12 protein-coding genes are annotated in these 15,434 nt (G+C 72.9%); 6 read left to right on the plus strand and 6 right to left on the minus strand.

All coding sequences use genetic code 11. The features are described 5' to 3' along the window. The first annotated feature begins 70 nt into the window (after positions 1-70). Positions 71-595 carry a GNAT family N-acetyltransferase gene (locus ACFWBW_RS29550; protein WP_385378670.1) on the plus strand — a complete coding sequence of 175 codons (525 nt, stop codon included), beginning with the start codon at positions 71-73 and terminating at the stop codon, positions 593-595. A 28-nt stretch (positions 596-623) separates the two neighbouring features. Here ACFWBW_RS29550 and ACFWBW_RS29555 read toward each other — a convergent pair whose 3' ends face one another. After that, positions 624-2,153 (minus strand): fatty acyl-CoA synthetase, encoded by a 1,530-nt coding sequence (locus tag ACFWBW_RS29555; protein WP_385378673.1) that lies wholly within the window; start codon positions 2,151-2,153, stop codon positions 624-626. 191 nt (positions 2,154-2,344) lie between these two features. Here ACFWBW_RS29555 and ACFWBW_RS29560 point away from each other — a divergent pair, with 191 nt between their 5' ends. Next, entirely contained in the window at positions 2,345-4,804 is a 2,460-nt protein-coding gene (locus ACFWBW_RS29560; RefSeq protein WP_385378676.1) for a penicillin acylase family protein, read from the plus strand. A 57-nt stretch (positions 4,805-4,861) separates the two neighbouring features. On the opposite strand, the gene ACFWBW_RS29565 is transcribed toward ACFWBW_RS29560, so the two are convergent. Beyond that, on the minus strand, positions 4,862-6,001 hold the full coding sequence (locus ACFWBW_RS29565; protein WP_385378679.1) for a calcium:proton antiporter: 1,140 nt from the start codon (positions 5,999-6,001) through the stop codon (positions 4,862-4,864). Between the two features lie 112 nt (positions 6,002-6,113). Continuing rightward, complete coding sequence (locus ACFWBW_RS29570; protein WP_385378682.1) at positions 6,114-6,677, minus strand: hypothetical protein; 564 nt, start codon at positions 6,675-6,677, stop codon at positions 6,114-6,116. Between the two features lie 215 nt (positions 6,678-6,892). Between ACFWBW_RS29570 and ACFWBW_RS29575 the strand changes: the two genes are divergently transcribed. Next, on the plus strand, positions 6,893-7,288 hold the full coding sequence (locus ACFWBW_RS29575; RefSeq protein ID WP_385378685.1) for a hypothetical protein: 396 nt from the start codon (positions 6,893-6,895) through the stop codon (positions 7,286-7,288). 54 nt (positions 7,289-7,342) lie between these two features. Then, positions 7,343-8,380 carry a hypothetical protein gene (locus ACFWBW_RS29580; protein ID WP_385378688.1) on the plus strand — a complete coding sequence of 346 codons (1,038 nt, stop codon included), beginning with the start codon at positions 7,343-7,345 and terminating at the stop codon, positions 8,378-8,380. Between the two features lie 936 nt (positions 8,381-9,316). On the opposite strand, the gene ACFWBW_RS29585 is transcribed toward ACFWBW_RS29580, so the two are convergent. Together ACFWBW_RS29585 and ACFWBW_RS29590 are read right to left on the minus strand one after the other, a co-directional pair. Next, positions 9,317-10,870 carry an acyl-CoA synthetase gene (locus ACFWBW_RS29585; protein WP_385378692.1) on the minus strand — a complete coding sequence of 518 codons (1,554 nt, stop codon included), beginning with the start codon at positions 10,868-10,870 and terminating at the stop codon, positions 9,317-9,319. 20 nt (positions 10,871-10,890) lie between these two features. Beyond that, positions 10,891-11,997: a nitronate monooxygenase gene (locus tag ACFWBW_RS29590; protein ID WP_266911426.1), complete on the minus strand. Its 1,107-nt coding sequence runs from the start codon at positions 11,995-11,997 to the stop codon at positions 10,891-10,893. Between the two features lie 373 nt (positions 11,998-12,370). On the opposite strand from ACFWBW_RS29590, the gene ACFWBW_RS29595 reads away from it, so the two are divergent. Next, entirely contained in the window at positions 12,371-14,152 is a 1,782-nt protein-coding gene (locus tag ACFWBW_RS29595) for a serine hydrolase (RefSeq protein WP_385378792.1), read from the plus strand. Positions 14,153-14,186: 34 nt separating this feature from the next. On the opposite strand, the gene ACFWBW_RS29600 is transcribed toward ACFWBW_RS29595, so the two are convergent. Next, positions 14,187-14,711, minus strand: a complete 525-nt coding sequence (locus tag ACFWBW_RS29600; protein ID WP_385378696.1) for a CGNR zinc finger domain-containing protein — start codon at positions 14,709-14,711, stop codon at positions 14,187-14,189. Between the two features lie 25 nt (positions 14,712-14,736). Here ACFWBW_RS29600 and ACFWBW_RS29605 point away from each other — a divergent pair, with 25 nt between their 5' ends. Then, positions 14,737-15,405: a LysE family translocator gene (locus ACFWBW_RS29605; RefSeq protein WP_385378699.1), complete on the plus strand. Its 669-nt coding sequence runs from the start codon at positions 14,737-14,739 to the stop codon at positions 15,403-15,405. Positions 15,406-15,434 lie beyond the last annotated feature (29 nt).

Genomic DNA, 15,434 nt, shown 5'->3' on the forward strand with positions numbered 1-15,434 from the left:
GCGGTCCAGGCCGTGGTACCACTTCGTGGTTCGCAAAACGATCACGATATGGACCAGAGGTGTGGTGGGCATGGCGCTCGGAGAATTGGTGAAACTGCGGGCCATGGGCACCGGGGACGCCGAGGCCCTGTGGCGCTGGAACCACGACCCCGAGGTCATGCGCTGGATGGACGACCAACACCCCCAGACGGTGGAGCGCGTCCGCACGTGGCTGGCCGACCGCCCCCGCAACTCCTACGACGACCTGCTCCTCGGCGTCGAGGCGCTCGCCGACGGCAAGCTCATCGGGCTGGTCGCCCTGCACGGCACGGCCCCCGAGAAGGGCATCGCGGAACTCGACATCTACCTGGGCGAGAAGGAGTACTGGGGCCGCGGCTACGCCACCGACGCGGTGCGCACGATCTGCCGCTACGGGTTCGAGGACATGCGCCTGCACAAGGTGACGCTGACCGTGGTCACCGAGAACCACGCCGCGCGCAAGGCCTACGAGAAGGTCGGCTTCGTCGAGGAAGGCCGCCTCCGCCAGGTCTTCCGCCGCGACGGCCGCTGGTTCGACATGTTCACCATGGGACTGCTGTCGGACGAGCTCCGCTGACGCCGCCGGGGTCCGGGCCGCTTCCCGTTCAGGCCCGGGGCGAGAAGCGGTCGCGCAGGGTGCGCTTGAGGATCTTGCCGCTCGCGTTGCGGGGCAGGGCGTCCACGAAGACGATCCGCTTCGGGGCCTTGAAGTGGGCCAGCTTCTCGCGTGCATAGGCCAGGAGTTCCGCCTCCGTCACCCCGTCGCGCGGGACCACCACCGCCGTGACGGCCTCGATCCACCGTTCGTCCGGGAGGCCGACCACCGCCGCCTCGGCCACGCCCGGGTGGGTGTAGAGCACGTCCTCGACCTGCCGTGAGGCGACCAGGACCCCGCCCGAGTTGATGACGTCCTTCACCCGGTCCACGACCGTGAAGTACCCCTCCGGGTCCCGGACCGCCAGGTCGCCGGAGCGGAACCAGCCGTCCCGGAAGGCCTTCTTCGTCGCCTCCGCGTCGTTCCAGTAGCCCTGGCAGAGCTGCGGGGAGCGGTAGACCACCTCGCCCGCCGTGCCGTCCGGCACCTCGGCCCCGTCCTCGTCGACGACCCGCGCCTGAACGTGGTGGACCGGCCGCCCGCACGAGTCCATCCGGCCCTCGTGCTCCTCCGGCCGCAGCACCGTGGCCAGCGGGCCGATCTCGCTCTGCCCGAAGCAGTTGTAGAAGCCGAGTCCGGGCAACCGTGCGCGCAGCCGTTCCAGGACCGGCACCGGCATGATCGAGGCCCCGTAGTACGCCTTGCGCAGGGCGGACAGGTCGCGGATGGCGAAGTCCGCGAAGTCCGGATGGTTGGCCAGCCCGATCCACACCGTCGGCGGCGCGAACAGGCTGTCCGCCTCCCCCGCCTCCACCAGGTCGAAGATCTCCTCCGCGACCGGCGCGTCCACGATCGTGTTCCGCGCACCCACCGCCAGGTACGGCAGCAGGAACACGTGCATCTGCGCCGAGTGGTACAGCGGCAGGGAGTGCACCGGCAGATCGCGCTCCGCCAGGTCCAGGGCCGCGATCGCGCTCTCGTACTCGTGGCAGAGCGCCTCGTGCGTCATCATCGCCCCCTTCGGCAGGGCGGTGGTCCCGGAGGTGTACAGCAGCTGCGCCAGCCGGGACGGGTCCCCGGAGCGGGCGAAGGCCCCGGGCCCGGCGGGCTCCGGCGGTTCGGCGAGGAGGGCGAGGAAGGAGCCGGGCGCGTCGCGCAGCGGGCGTACGGCGAACCCCGCGGGGACCCGCCCGGCCAGTTCCGGGTCCGCGAGGACGAGCGCGCTCCCGGAGTTCTCCAGGATGTACGCGAGGTCCTCCCCGGTGAGGTTCTGGTTGACGGGTACGTGCGTGAGCCCGGCGCGGGCGCAGGCGAGGAAGGCGAGGAGGTAGGCGTCCGAGTTGTGCCCGAAGGTCGCGACCCGGTCCCCCTCGGCCAGCCCGTAGCTCCCGCGCAGCACGGCCGCGCCCGTGGAGACGGCCGCGTCGAGTTCCGCGTAGGTCCAGGTCCGCTCGCGGTAGCGGACCGCGATCCGGTCGGGGACGCGTCGCGCGCTGTCGTGGAGCAGTCCGTCGACCGTGTTCTTCCGCACCGGGGTCATGGCGGGATCTTCGTCTGCGCGTACGGCCGGGGTCAATGACCCGGGCGGCGCGGATGCCCGGCCGGAACACCAGGAGATACCAAACGGCATGTTGACATGACGTCAGGTGGCCTGCATGAGTGTGGGGGCACACCAGCACCACCCACCCGCTCGGGCGATCGCGCCCGTCCGCAGGCTACTTGGGAGGTACGTTGCGCCTACTCCACGGACGCCGTCGCGCCCGCCCGCTCCTCCGTCGTGTCGCCCTCACCGGCACGGCACTGCTGGTCGCCGCCTCGGCGATACCCGAGGCCGCCGCCCGGGACCAGGGCTCCGGCCCGTCCGGCGGCGGCCTGTCCGCCGTCATCCGGTACACCGAGAACGGGATCCCGCACATCCTGGCCCGTGACTACGCCCACCTCGGCTTCGGCACCGGGTGGGCGCAGGCCGCCGACCAAGTGTGCGTGCTCGCCGACGGGTTCCTGACCGTCTCCGGGGAGCGGTCGCGGTGGTTCGGCCCGGACGCCGCGCCCGACGGTTCGCTCTCCTCCGCCGCCGGGAATCTCTCCAGCGACCTGTTCTTCAAGGGCGTCCGCGACTCCGGCACCGTGGAGAAGCTGCTGGCCGTGCCCGCGCCGGCCGGGCCGGGCAAGGAGGTCAAGGAGCTGATGCGGGGCTGGGCCGCCGGCTACAACGCCTGGCTGGCCCAGAACCAGATCACCGACCCGGCCTGCAAGGGCGCCGGTTGGGTGCGCCCGGTCACCGCCACCGACGTCGCCGCCCGCGGCTTCGCCGTCTCGGTCCTCGGCGGCCAGGGCCGCGCCGTCGACGGCATCACCTCGGCACGGCCCCCGGGCCCGGCGGCGGTGGCCCCGGGCGCCACGGCCGCCCCGGGTGCGGCGGGCGTCGATCCGGCTGCCGCCGCGGAGGCGGCCCGGGAGTTCTTCGACACCACCCGCTACGACATGGGGTCCAACGCGGTGGCCTTCGCCGGCTCCACCACCGCGAGCGGCTCCGGCCTGCTCCTCGGCAACCCGCACTATCCGTGGCAGGGCGGCCGCCGGTTCTGGCAGTCGCAGCAGACCATCCCCGGCGAGCTGAACGTCTCCGGCGGCTCGCTGCTCGGCACCACCGTGGTGAACATCGGCTTCAACGACAAGGTGGCCTGGAGTCACACGGTGGCCACCGGCACTCCCGTCAACCTCCACCAGCTGGCCCTCGACCCGGCCGACCCGACGGCCTATCTGGTGGACGGCACACCGGAGAAGATGACCGCACGCACCGTCAGCGTCCCGGTCCCGGGCGGCGCCCCGGTCACCCGGACCCAGTGGTGGACCCGCTACGGCCCGGTGCTGTCCGGACTCGGCGCCGGCCTGCCGCTGCCCTGGACCACGACCACCGCCTACGCGCTGGCCGACCCCAACGCCGCGAACATGCGCGGCTCCGCCACGGCCCTGGCCATGGGCCGGGCCCGCTCGGTCGCCGGCGTCCAGGACGCCCTGCGGCGCACCCAGGGGCTGCCCTGGGTCAACACGGTGGCAGCCGACTCGGCGGGCGGCACCCTCTTCACCCAGTCCCAGGTGCTCCCCCGGATCACGGACGAGCTCGCCGCGCGCTGCTCGACCCCGCTGGGCAGGGCCACGTACCCCTCCTCGGGGCTGGCGGTGCTGGACGGTTCGCGCGGTGACTGCGCGCCCGGCTCCGACCCGGACGCGGTCCAGCCGGGGGTCTTCGGCCCGGGCCGGGCGCCGACGCTGCAGGGCGCCCCGTACGCCGAGAACTCCAACGACAGCGCATGGCTGGCCAACGCGGACCAGCCGATCACCGGCTACGAGCGGATCTGGGGCAATGCCGGGACCCCGCGCTCGCTGCGCACCCGGGGCGCCCTGGAGGACGTCTCCGCGATGGCGGCGAAGGGCGGGCTGACGGTGGCGGACCTGCAGGAGCAGCAGTTCGCGAACCGGGTCCCGGCCGGTGATCTGGCGGCGGCCGACGCGGCGAAGGCCTGCGCGGCCCTGCCGGGCGGGACGGCCACGGGCAGCGACGGCGCGGCCGTGGACGTGTCGTCAGCCTGTGGGGTGCTGGCGGCCTGGGACCGCACGGCCGACGCCTCGAGCCGGGGCGCGCTGCTCTTCGACCGGTTCTGGCGGAAGCTGACCGCGAGCACGGCGGCCAGGGAGCTGTGGCTGGTGCCCTTCGACGCGGCCGATCCGGTAGGGACGCCCCGCACGCTCAACCAGGCGGCGCCCGGGATCGGGCGGGCCCTCGCCGACACGGTGTCGGAGCTGAGAAAGGCGAGCATCGCACCGGACGCGCCGCTCGGGGAGCACCAGTTCGTGGTGCGCGGCGGGCAGAAGCTGCCGGTGGGCGGCGGAACGGAGGCCCTGGGCGTCTGGAACAAGATCGAGGCTCCGTGGAACGCGGCGGGCGGCGGCTACCCGGAGGTCCTGCACGGCTCCAGCCACATCCAGGCCGTCGGCTGGGACGGCAGCCGCTGTCCGGTCGCGCGCACGCTGCTGACGTACAGCCAGTCCTCGAACCCGAATTCCCCGCACGCGGCCGACCAGACCCGGCTCTTCTCCCAGGAGCGCTGGGTGAAGGCACGGTTCTGCGAGCGGGACATCCTCACCTCGCCCCGGCTGAAGGTGGTCTGGCCGCGCGAGCGGCGCTGACACCTGCGCGCCCCGTACGACAGGCCCTGGCGGCGTGTCGTACGGGTCGCGGCCCGCTCAGGGGCTGACGGCGAGGAAGAGGTACGCGGCCAGCAGCACGAGGTGCACGCCGCCCTGGAGCAGGGTGGCGCGGCCCGGGACGATGGTGAGGGCGCTGACGACGACGGTCAGCGCCAGCAGCACCATGTGGACGGGTTCGAGCCCGAGCACCAGCGGCCCGGAGAGCCAGATCGTGGCGAGGGCGATCGCCGGGATGGTCAGGCCGATGCTCGCGATGGCGGAGCCGTAGGCGAGGTTGAGGCTGGTCTGCACCCGGTCGCGGCGGGCCGCTCGGACGGCGGCCAGGGTCTCGGGGGCCAGCACGAGCAGGGCGATGATCACACCGACCACGGCGTAGGGCAGACCGAGGTCCGCGACTCCGCGTTCGATGGTCGGGGAGACGGCCTTGGCGTTTCCGACGACGGCGACGAGTGCGACGAGCAGCAGTCCGAGGCTGATCAGGGCGGCCCGGGCGGTGGGCGGCTCGGCGTGCTCGTCCTCTTCGCCGGCGGCCGCGGCGGCAGCGGCCTGCGCGGCCTCCTTGCGGATCCGCTTGGTGTCGACGGGCAGGAAGTAGTCGCGGTGGCGGACCGTCTGGACGGCGACGAACAGCCCGTAGAGGGCGAGCGAGGCGGTGGCGGCGAAGGCGAGCTGGGCCGTGGAGAACTCGGGGCCCGGCTTGGTGGTGGTGAAGGTGGGCAGCACGAGGCTGAGTACGGCGAGCGTGGCGACGGTGGCCAGGGCCGCGCCCGAGCCCTCGGCGTTGAAGACGGCGACGCGGTTGCGCAGGGCCCCGACGAGCAGGGACAGGCCGACGATGCCGTTGCACGTGATCATGACGGCGGCGAAGACGGTGTCCCGGGCGAGGGAGGAGGTCTTGTCCCCGCCGTCGGCCAGCAGGGTGACGATGAGGGCCACTTCGATGACGGTGACCGCGACGGCGAGGACCAGTGAGCCGAAGGGTTCACCCACCCGGTGCGCGACGACCTCGGCGTGGTGCACCGCCGCCAGCACCGCGCCGGCCAGGCAGAGCGCCACCAGCGCCACGGCGAGCGAGGGCAGGTCGCGTCCCCAGCTGAAGACGAGCGCGACGAGCGCCACCACGGGGACCACGACGGTCCAGTCGGTCAGGGGGGATCTGTGCAGTGCCGTACTCATATCAGCCAACTTGCCAGAAGTGTTCCCCGAATGCAGCGGAAAGTGCGCTTCCAGGGCTCTGACGTGGCACTCCTCACGAAGCCCGGGCGTGGCCGTCCTCGTCGCGGATCCCTCAGGTGCCCTCTGCGTACCCCGCTGCGGGGGTGCCGCCTCGGATGTCGTCCAGGGCGTCGACCGCGTTCCGCCTGGCGATGCCCTTGAACTCCTCGGCGAAATGCGTGAGCAAGGTGAGGGCGGTGGCCCGGTGCCCTTCCACGCCGGCCAGTTCCGCGGCTGCCCATACCCGGTCCACTCCGTCGAGTTCGGCGTCGTCGGCGAAGCGGGCGAGCAGGGTGATGCCCGCGGTCCGGTGCTCTCCCGGCCCTCCCAGCCTTGCCAGCGCGCCGGCTGCCCCGATCCGCGGGATGGTGCGCCCGCCGGGGTTCCCGGCCAGCTCGGCGAGCAGGGCGATGCCTGCCGCCCGGTACCCCTCCAGCCCGGCCAGGGTCTCGGCCGCCGCCGTACGGGAGTAGCTGCCGGCGTCCTCGGCGATGGAGACGAGCAGGGCGGCGGCACTGTCCTCATGGCCCCGCACCCTGCTGAGGTCAATGGCAGCCCACAGGCGGATGTGTGGGAGACCGGGGTCCTCGGCGAGGCGGACCAGCAGGGCGGCAGCGACGTCCTGCTGCCCGTCCACCCGACCAGGGCTTCGGCCGCCCAGAGGCGGACGGACGGGGGCATGGTGACGTCCTCGCAGAGGTGGGTGAGCAGGGCGGCCCCCGCGGCCCGGTGCCCTTCCACCTCGGCCACCGCCCTGGCCGCCGGCACGATGGCCCTGCCGTCGATGGAGGGGTCACGGACGAAACGGGTGAGCTGCGCGGCCGTTCGGTCCGGGGGAAGGCAGGTCGCCAGGTGCACCTGTCTGATGAGGAACGCGCAGGCGTTCTCTCCGCCGTTCGAGGTGAGGTCTTCCACGCACTGGACGGTCTCGGCCGCGAGGGCGTCCCCGTGGGCGAGGAGTCCGTCGAGGAGGAAGCCGAGGTAGGACGGGTCCAGGTCCAGCGGCTCCCGGCGACCACCGCGCGGAGTCGAGTGGTTGCCGAACAGGTCGTGGAGCAGTCGGGTGCGGACCTGAAGGTCGTCACGGGCTGCGTGCCGGGCGGCGTGGTACTCGAGGAGGGTCCGGTGGAGGAATTCGAAGTCGTCCGCCTCCTGGGCCAGTACGCCGGTGGGCCGCAGGAGGTCTGCGAGAAGGCGACTCCAGTGTTCCGCTGCCACTTTCGGGGGGCGCCCGGCCCACGGGTGTGAGGCCAGCACCGCTACGGCGTGCGCGGTGTTCCCGTTGATCCTCTCGTAGGCCAGGTGGTCGATCAGCTGCGGCAGGTGGTCGACCACGCGTTGCGCGGCCTCTTCGGTGGCTCTGCGGTCCTTCGGGACCTGATGGCGGTCCTTCAGGCGGTGGATCGCGGCGGCGTGGGTGGCCGCGACGTGCTTATGGGCGTTCTGCTCGTGGAGCAGTTCCACGAACGCCCGGTAGACGCCGGTCCGGCCGGCGGGCAGGGACCGGGCGGGATCGGCCGCGTGGAGCCGGCACAGCATGGAGGCCATGAGCGGCGTACGGGCCAGGACGTCCAGGCGGGAGCGCTTCAGCCTGGCCAGGAACGTCGTGGCCTGGCGTTCGGGGTCCTCCAGGCCGCGGAACCATTGCACGGCGTAGGAGCGCAGGTCGCCCTCGGAGAAGGACAGCAGCTCGAAGCATCGCGTCTCCGGGCCTGGTGCGCCGAGTTCCCCGGCGGGCAGGGGACGGGTCGCGACCACGAACCGGTACAGCTCCGGCTCGGCCGCTGCGGCACCGGCCACCATCCGCAGGACGGCGCCGCGCGCGTCCGCGTCGGCGATCTCGTCGAGACCGTCGACGAGCACGAGCCAGGCCGCCCCGGAGCGCGGCTGGTGGCGGAAGAACTCCGCCGTCAGCTCGTCGAGAAGCCCGAAGCCCTTCAGTCGGCAGGTGGTCGCCCGGGCCAGTGCGCCGGGCAGCGGGTCCTCACCGGTCAGGGAGCGCGCGTCCACGATGACCGGGACGGTGTTCCCGGTCGTCGTGTCCTGCCGGCGGTCGGCCGCGTCGGCCGCGTCGGCCGCGTCGGCCACCAGGGTGCGCAGCAGCGTGGACTTGCCTCCTCCCGGTCCGGCGAGGAGCAGGCAGACACCCCGGTCCGTCCCGAGGACCTCGTCGGCGGGCACGGCGGGGCCGGTGGCGCTCCCGCTCGGCGCGGCACCGCCGGGCCCGCCCGCACGCGGATCGGCCGGGCCGTCCGGGGCCTGGCGACGCACCAGCTGATGTACGTGGACACGCGCGAGCGGGGGCAGGCGCTCCTCCTCGCCCACGCCCCCCCCGGGTAGGGATGCTCCCGTGCGGCCTGTCGAGCAGCCGTCAGATAGGCCCTGAGCAGCGGTGCGCGGCCCGGCGGTGCGGTGGCGGGCTTGACGGCCTCCTTGGCCTGCTGCCACAGCGTCTTCCACTTCGCTCCCAGCGCCAGGCGTCTGCCTGCCGCGTCCGGCGGGCGCCGCGGGCCGTGCCCGTGTGGCTCTTCGGACCATTCGAGGAGTACCTCTACCAGCGCCCACAAGGAGGGGAAGTCCCGTGCCGGTGTTCCCGTTTCGAACCAGCCACCGACCGTGGTGGGCACGAGCTCCGCAAGACCGACGATCGCGCGTCTGTCGTTCGCCTCGGCGATCGCCTCCAACCGCTGCCGCCCCCTGAGCGCCCGGCCCTCCAGCGCGCGCAGTTCGTCGCGCAGGGCCTGCCGTGCGGCTCCTAGCTCCCTGCCCGGCCTCACACCCGTCCCCGCTCGCTTGCCCCGGGTCCGGCGGGTCCGGCGGGTCCGGTGAAGCGGGTTCCGGATACCGCCGCGACCTGGGCCTTCGCCCGCTCGATCCGGCCGCTCCGGAACCGCTTCGGCCGTGCCGCGTACGGGCGCTGCACTGTCTCGTGCCGCGGCCGGACACGAAGGCCGCACCGATGAGAGGGAATCCCATGCACATCGCCGAAGTGGCCGTCGTCGCAGTGCCCGTGGCCGCCGTCGTGGTCGTGGCGGGCGCGTCCGCGCGGTAAGTGAGGGTCGGTACCCCACGTCACCGGCTGTTCGCGGCCCGAGGCCCGGCACGATCCCGTGCCGGGCCTCGTGGCGTCCGCCCGCCATGTCCGCCGCCCGCTGTCTCATGTCCCCGCATCATGCCGGACATTGCACGGCGCGCAAGGCCTGAGCGGCTGAACTCCGAGGCCTCCCCGACCCATGGCCGGGGAGGCCTCCGTACGTCACATCACGTCACATCACGTCACATCGCGCGCTCGTGGCCCTCCCAGTACGGCTCGCGCAGGCGGCGCTTGTACAGCTTGCCGTTGGGGTCGCGCGGCATCGTCTCGATGAAGTCCACGGTCTTGGGCCGCTTGTACCCGGCCAGTTGGCGCTCGCAGTGGTTCAGGATCTCCGCCGCGAGGGCGTCGCTCGCCGCGAAGCCCTCGGCCGGTTCGATGACCGCCTTGACCTCCTCGCCCCAGGAGGGGTGCGGGATGCCGAAGGCGGCGGCGTCCGCGACCGCCGGATGGGTGAGCAGTGCCGATTCGATCTCGGCCGGGTAGATGTTCACCCCGCCCGAGATGATCATGTCGATCTTCCGGTCGCGGAGGAAGAGGTAGCCCTCCTCGTCCATCAGGCCGAGGTCTCCGACGGTGAAGAAGTCGCCGATGCGGTTCTTCTTCGTCTTGCCCTCGTCCTTGTGGTAGCTGAAGCCGCCGGTGTTCATCTTGATGTAGACGGTGCCGAGTTCGCCGGCGGGCAGCCGCTCGCCGTCGTCGTCGAAGATGGCGAGCTCGCTGATCGGCCAGGCCTTGCCGACGGTTCCCGGCTTCTTCAGCCAGTCCTCGGCCGTGGCGAAGGCGCCGCCGCCCTCGCTCGCCGCGTAGTACTCCTCCACGCACCCGCCCCACCAGTCGATCATCGCCCGCTTGACGTGGTCGGGGCAGGGCGCGGCGCCGTGGATGGCGTGCCGCATGGAGGAGACGTCGTACGCGTCCTTGGTCTCCTGCGGGAGCGCGAGGAGCCGGTGGAACTGGGTCGGCACCATGTGGGTGTGCGTGCAGGCGTGCGCGTCGATCAGGCGCAGCATCTCCTCGGCGGTCCACTTGTCCATCAGGACCAGCGGGTGTCCGATGTGCAGGGCCGCGGCGGCGAACTGCAGGACGGCCGTGTGGTAGAGCGGCGAGCACACGAGGTGGACGTTGTCGTCGAAGGCGCGGATGCCGAAGATGCCGAGGAAGCCGCCGAGGTACGTCTCCTCCGGGAGCTTGCCGGGCAGCGGACGGCGGATGCCGCGCGGCCGGCCGGTGGTGCCGGAGGTGTAGTTCATGACCCAGCCGAGCGTGCGGTCGGCGGGGGCCGTGTCCGGCTGCCCGTCGAGCAGTTCGCCGTACGAGCGGAAGCCCGCGACCGCTCCGACCGCGTACCGGTGGCTCGCGGGCAGGCCCGCCTCGTCGGCGGCGGCGGTGGCCGCGTCGGCGAACCGCTCGTGGGCGATCAGGACCTTGGCTCCGGAGTCGGAGACGATCCAGGCGATCTCGGGGCCGACGAGGTGGTGGTTGACCGGGACGAGGTAGAACCCGGCCTGGGAGGCGGCCAGGTAGGCGGTGAGGAACTCGACGCTGTTGGGGAGGACGACGGCGAAGACGTCGCCCCGCTCCAGCCCGGCGGCCCGCAGGCCGTGCACGAGGCGGTTGACGTCGGCGTGCAGCCGGGCGGCGGACCAGGTCTCGCCCTCCGGGGTGACGAGGACGGTGCGCTCGGGGTCGGCGGCGGCCTGGGCCCAGAAGCCGTTGGGGGGCGTGTCGGTCATCTTGTCCACTCCTCGGATCTTCAGGCCCGGCCGGCTATGCGGGTGATGCGGTCGATGGCGCGCTCGAAGCCGCTGGTGAGGTCGTCGAAGACGGCCTGGACGCTGCGTTCGCTGTTCATCCGGCCGACGATCTGCCCGACGGGGGTGCCGAGCAGCGGCTGGATCTCGTACTTCTGGATGCGGGACACGGCCTCCGCGACGAGGAGTCCCTGCAGGGGCATCGGCAGGGCGCCGGGGCCCTCCGGGTCGTCCCAGGCGTCGGTCCACTCGGTGCGCAGCTGGCGGGCGGGCTTGCCGGTGAGGGCGCGGGAGCGGACGGTGTCCCCGGAGCCGGCGGCGAGCAGCTTCTCGGTGAGGGCGCGGGAGTGCATGTCCGCCTCGGTGGTGGTCAGCCAGAGTGAGCCGAGCCAGGCGCCCTGGGCGCCGAGGGCCAGTCCGGCGGCGATCTGTTCGCCGCTGCCGATGCCGCCGGCGGCGAGGACCGGGAGCGGGGCGACGGCCTCGACCACCTCGGGCACCAGGACCATGGTGGCGATGTCGCCGGTGTGTCCGCCGGCCTCGTAGCCCTGGGCGACGACGATGTCGATGCCGGCCTCGGCGTGCCGGCGGGCGTGCTTGGCGCTGCCGGCGAGGGCGGCGACGAGGACGCCGTGCTCGTGAGCGCGCGCGATGACGTCGGCGGGCGGGGAACCCAGCGCGTTCGCCAGGAGTTTGATGGGGTAGTCGAAGGCCACGTCGAGCTGGTTGCGGGCGACCTGTTCCATCCAGCCGGTGATGCGCCAGCCGGAGGCCTCGCCCTCGGCGAGCTCGGGCACGTGGTGTTTGGCGAGGGTGTCCCGGACGTACTCCCGGTGCGCGGCCGGGATCATCGCCTCGATGTCGGCCTCGCTGACGCCGTCGACGGCCTTCTTCGCGGGCATGACCACGTCGAGCCCGTAGGGCTTGCCGTCGGTGTGCTCCTGCATCCAGTCGAGGTCGCGCTTCAGGTCGTCGGGGGCGGTGTAGCGGACCGCCCCGAGCACCCCGAACCCGCCCGCGCGGGTGATGGCAGCGGCCACCGCCGGGAAGGGCGTGAAGCCGAAGATGGCGTGCTCTATTCCCAGTTTCCTGCTCAGCTCCGTCTCCATGGGCGGCAGGATGCCGCAGCCCGGCCGTCGAGGGAAGAGGTTTTCTGATGCAGCGTCAGATTCTTTGCCGGCCGGTCACCGCGGGGCCCGCGCCGTGAGCGGGCAGATACTCAGGAGGACACGGCGCAGGACACGGCGGCGGACGGGAGGACCGGTCATGAAGGCACCAGGGGCAGCCGGGAACGACGGTGGGACGCAGGGCTCCGGCACGACCGGCCCGAAGGCACCCGACCACGGCGGCAGCGCGCCCGCGGCGGACGGCGGCTGGTCCGCGGCGGGCGGCACCGCACCCGGGCCGGACGGCACCGCGCCCACTGCGGACGGCACCGCGCCCGGGCCGGACGGCACCGCGGCGGACGGCACCGCCGGAAGCATGCGCGGGCTCAGTCGGCGGCGGCTCGGGGCGCGGCTGCTGGCGCTGGGCGGTGTGCTCGTACTCCAGGCCGCGCTGCCCGGGTCCGCGGGGGCTGCCGGGGGGCCGGCCGAGCGGCGCGCGCTCCAGGGACTACGGCTGCGGTACGGGTCCGCCCGCCAGGCGGGGCTCTTGGAGAAGCATCTCGAAGGGGTGGCGGACGAGGCGCGGCGCTTCCTCGCCCCCTCCCCCGAACACCCTTACTACGCCGGGGCCGTGGTCCTCGCGGGGCGGGGCCGCACCGTGGCGCTGCACCGGGCGATGGGCGACGCCGTCCGGTACGCCGACTACGACGGCCGCACCGACCGGGTCCGGGAGTTCCCGGCCGCCCAGCGGATCGCCATGGCCGAGGACACGGTCTTCGACCTGGCCTCCCTCTCGAAGCTGTTCACCTCGCTGCTGGCCGTGCAGCAGATGGAGCGCGGGCGCCTGGAGCTGGAGGCACCGGTGCACCGGTACCTGCCCGAGTTCACGGGCGGGGGCAAGGAGTCGATCACCGTACGGCAGCTCCTCACACACACCTCGGGGCTGCGGTCCTGGGCCCCCTTCTACCAGGAGCCCACCCGGGCGGGTCAGTTGAGGCTGCTGTGGTCCGTGAGGCCGCAGGAGACCCCGGGGACGGTCTACCGCTACTCCGACCTCAACCTCATCGCCCTCCAACTGCTCCTGGAACGGATCACCGGTCACACATTGGACCTCCTGCTCCAAGACGAGATCACCGCTCCGCTCGGGATGCACCGCACGCGCTACAACCCGCCGCTCTCCTGGCGCCGGGTCACGGCCGCCACCGAGGTGCAGCGCCCGCCCTGGTCCGGGCTGGACCGCGGGCTCGTCTGGGGCGAGGTCCACGACGAGAACGCGCACGCGCTGGGCGGCGTCGCCGGCCACGCCGGGGTCTTCGGCACCGCCTGGGACCTGGCGATCCTCGCCCGCACCCTCCTCGACGGCGGGGTCTACGCCGGCAAGCGCATCCTGCGCCCCGCTTCCGTCGAGCTGCTCTTCACCGACTACAACACAGCCTTCCCCGGCGACGATCACGGCCTGGGCTTCGAGCTCTACCAGCACTGGTACATGGGCGCCATGGCCACCCCGCACTCCGCCGGCCACACCGGTTTCACCGGCACCTCCCTGGTCCTGGACCCCTCCACGGACTCCTTCCTGATCCTCCTGGGCAACTCCGTCCACCCCGTGCGCACCTGGCGCGCCGGCAGCGCCCCCCGCGTCGCGGTCGGCAACCGCTTCGCCCGCGCCGTCCCCGTCCGCACGAAGCACGGCGGCCCGGCCTGGTACTCCGGGATGGAGACCGGCGGCTCGGGCACCCTGACCCTCCCGCCCCTCACCCCGGCCACCGGCTCGGCCCGGCTGCGCTGCGCGGTGTGGTGGGACACCGTGCCCGGCGCGGGAGCGCTGCACGTGGAGGCCTCCGCCGACGGGCAGACCTGGGAGCCGCTCCCCTTCACCACCGTCCGCACCACCGGCGGAGCCGCCGAACACTGGGCGCAGGGCTCCGTCTCCGGCTGGTCGGGCCGCATCTGGCACCGGCTCGAAGCCCCGCTCACGACCTGGGCCGGCCGCGAGGTCCGCATCCGCTTCCGCCACGCCGCCCAGGGGCGCTACGTGGGCCGCGGAGCCTACGTGGACATCCTGCGCGTCTCGGAACCCGCCCAGCTCCTCTTCGCCGAAGACCGCCCCGCGGACGCCTCCCGCATCGAGGCGACGGGCTGGTCCCGCTCGGCGGACTGAGGCCCGCACGGCGATAGGTCGCCGTGCGGGCTCGTCACCGCTCGCGCCGACGGGCCCGGTGCCGGCGGACGGCGTCCCGGCCGCCGCAGCGCGGTGAGCAGTACCGCTGGGTGCCGTTCCGCGAGGTGTCGACGACGACCTTCGCGCAGGGGTGAGCCGCGCACCGGCCGAGGCGGCTCATGCCACGGGTCGTCAGGTGCAGTGCGGTGCCGACGCTGAACACGGCGTGCAGGACCCGCGCCAGGTCGTCGTCGACGTCGCGGTAGTGCAGGTGCCAGCCCTCGCCGTTGTGGTCGGTCATGCGCGGATAGGCCGTCGCGGCGGCCATCTGCCCGTTGAGGATCGCCGCCCGCTCACCCGGGTCGCGGGCGTCGACGACCCGGATCCAGTCGTCGAGCACCGCCCGGCAGCGGACGTGGTCGTCGGGCCGCTCGGGGAAGGGCATCGTCATGCCGAACTCGCGGGTCCGCTCGACGATCCCCGCCCGGGTGTCGGGCCAGTCGTCGGCCAGGGAACGGGCGAGGAGCACGGCGTACTCACCGTAAGGGTTGAGATGCATAAGCCCATTACATCAAGGTGGGGGCATGTCCCTCACCTCGTTGTCCTCACCCGTGTCCGGTGCGTCCGTCCTCGGCATGGCACTCACCGCGCTGGTCATGGTGCTGACCCCCGGGCCCAACATGATCTACCTCGTTTCGCGCAGCATCGGCCAGGGCCGCGCAGCGGGTCTCGTCTCCCTGGCCGGCACCGGCGTCGGCTTCGTCGTCTACATGCTGATGGGCAACCTCGGCCTCGCGGTCGTGTTCGTCGCCGTGCCCTGGCTGTTCATCGGCTTCAAAGCCGCGGGCGTCCTCTACCTGGCCCATCTCGCCTGGCAGGCCCTGCGCCCCGGCGGGCGGGGCATGTTCGAGGTCCGCGAAATACCCCGCGACAGCCCGGCACGGCTCTTCCGCATGGGGCTGGTGACGAACCTGCTCAACCCCAAGGCCGCGATCATGTACCTGACCTTGATCCCGCAGTTCATCGACCCGCAGCGCGGGAATCCGGCCGCACAGGGCCTGGCCCTCGGGTCGGTTCAGATCGCGGTGAGCCTGACCGTCAACGCCCTGATCGTCGTCGCCGCCGGGGCCATCGCCACCTTCCTCGGCCGGCGCCCGAGCTGGGCCGCCGTGCAACGCCGCATCACCGGCACCCTCCTGGGCGCCGTGGCACTTCTCCTCGTCCGCGAGGTGCCCGCCCGGGCCCGAGCCTGACCCGAAGTCCCTGCCGCGAGCACACCCGG

It is taken from the genome of Streptomyces sp. NPDC059957, from assembly GCF_042730015.1.
GTDB lineage: Bacteria > Actinomycetota > Actinomycetes > Streptomycetales > Streptomycetaceae > Streptomyces.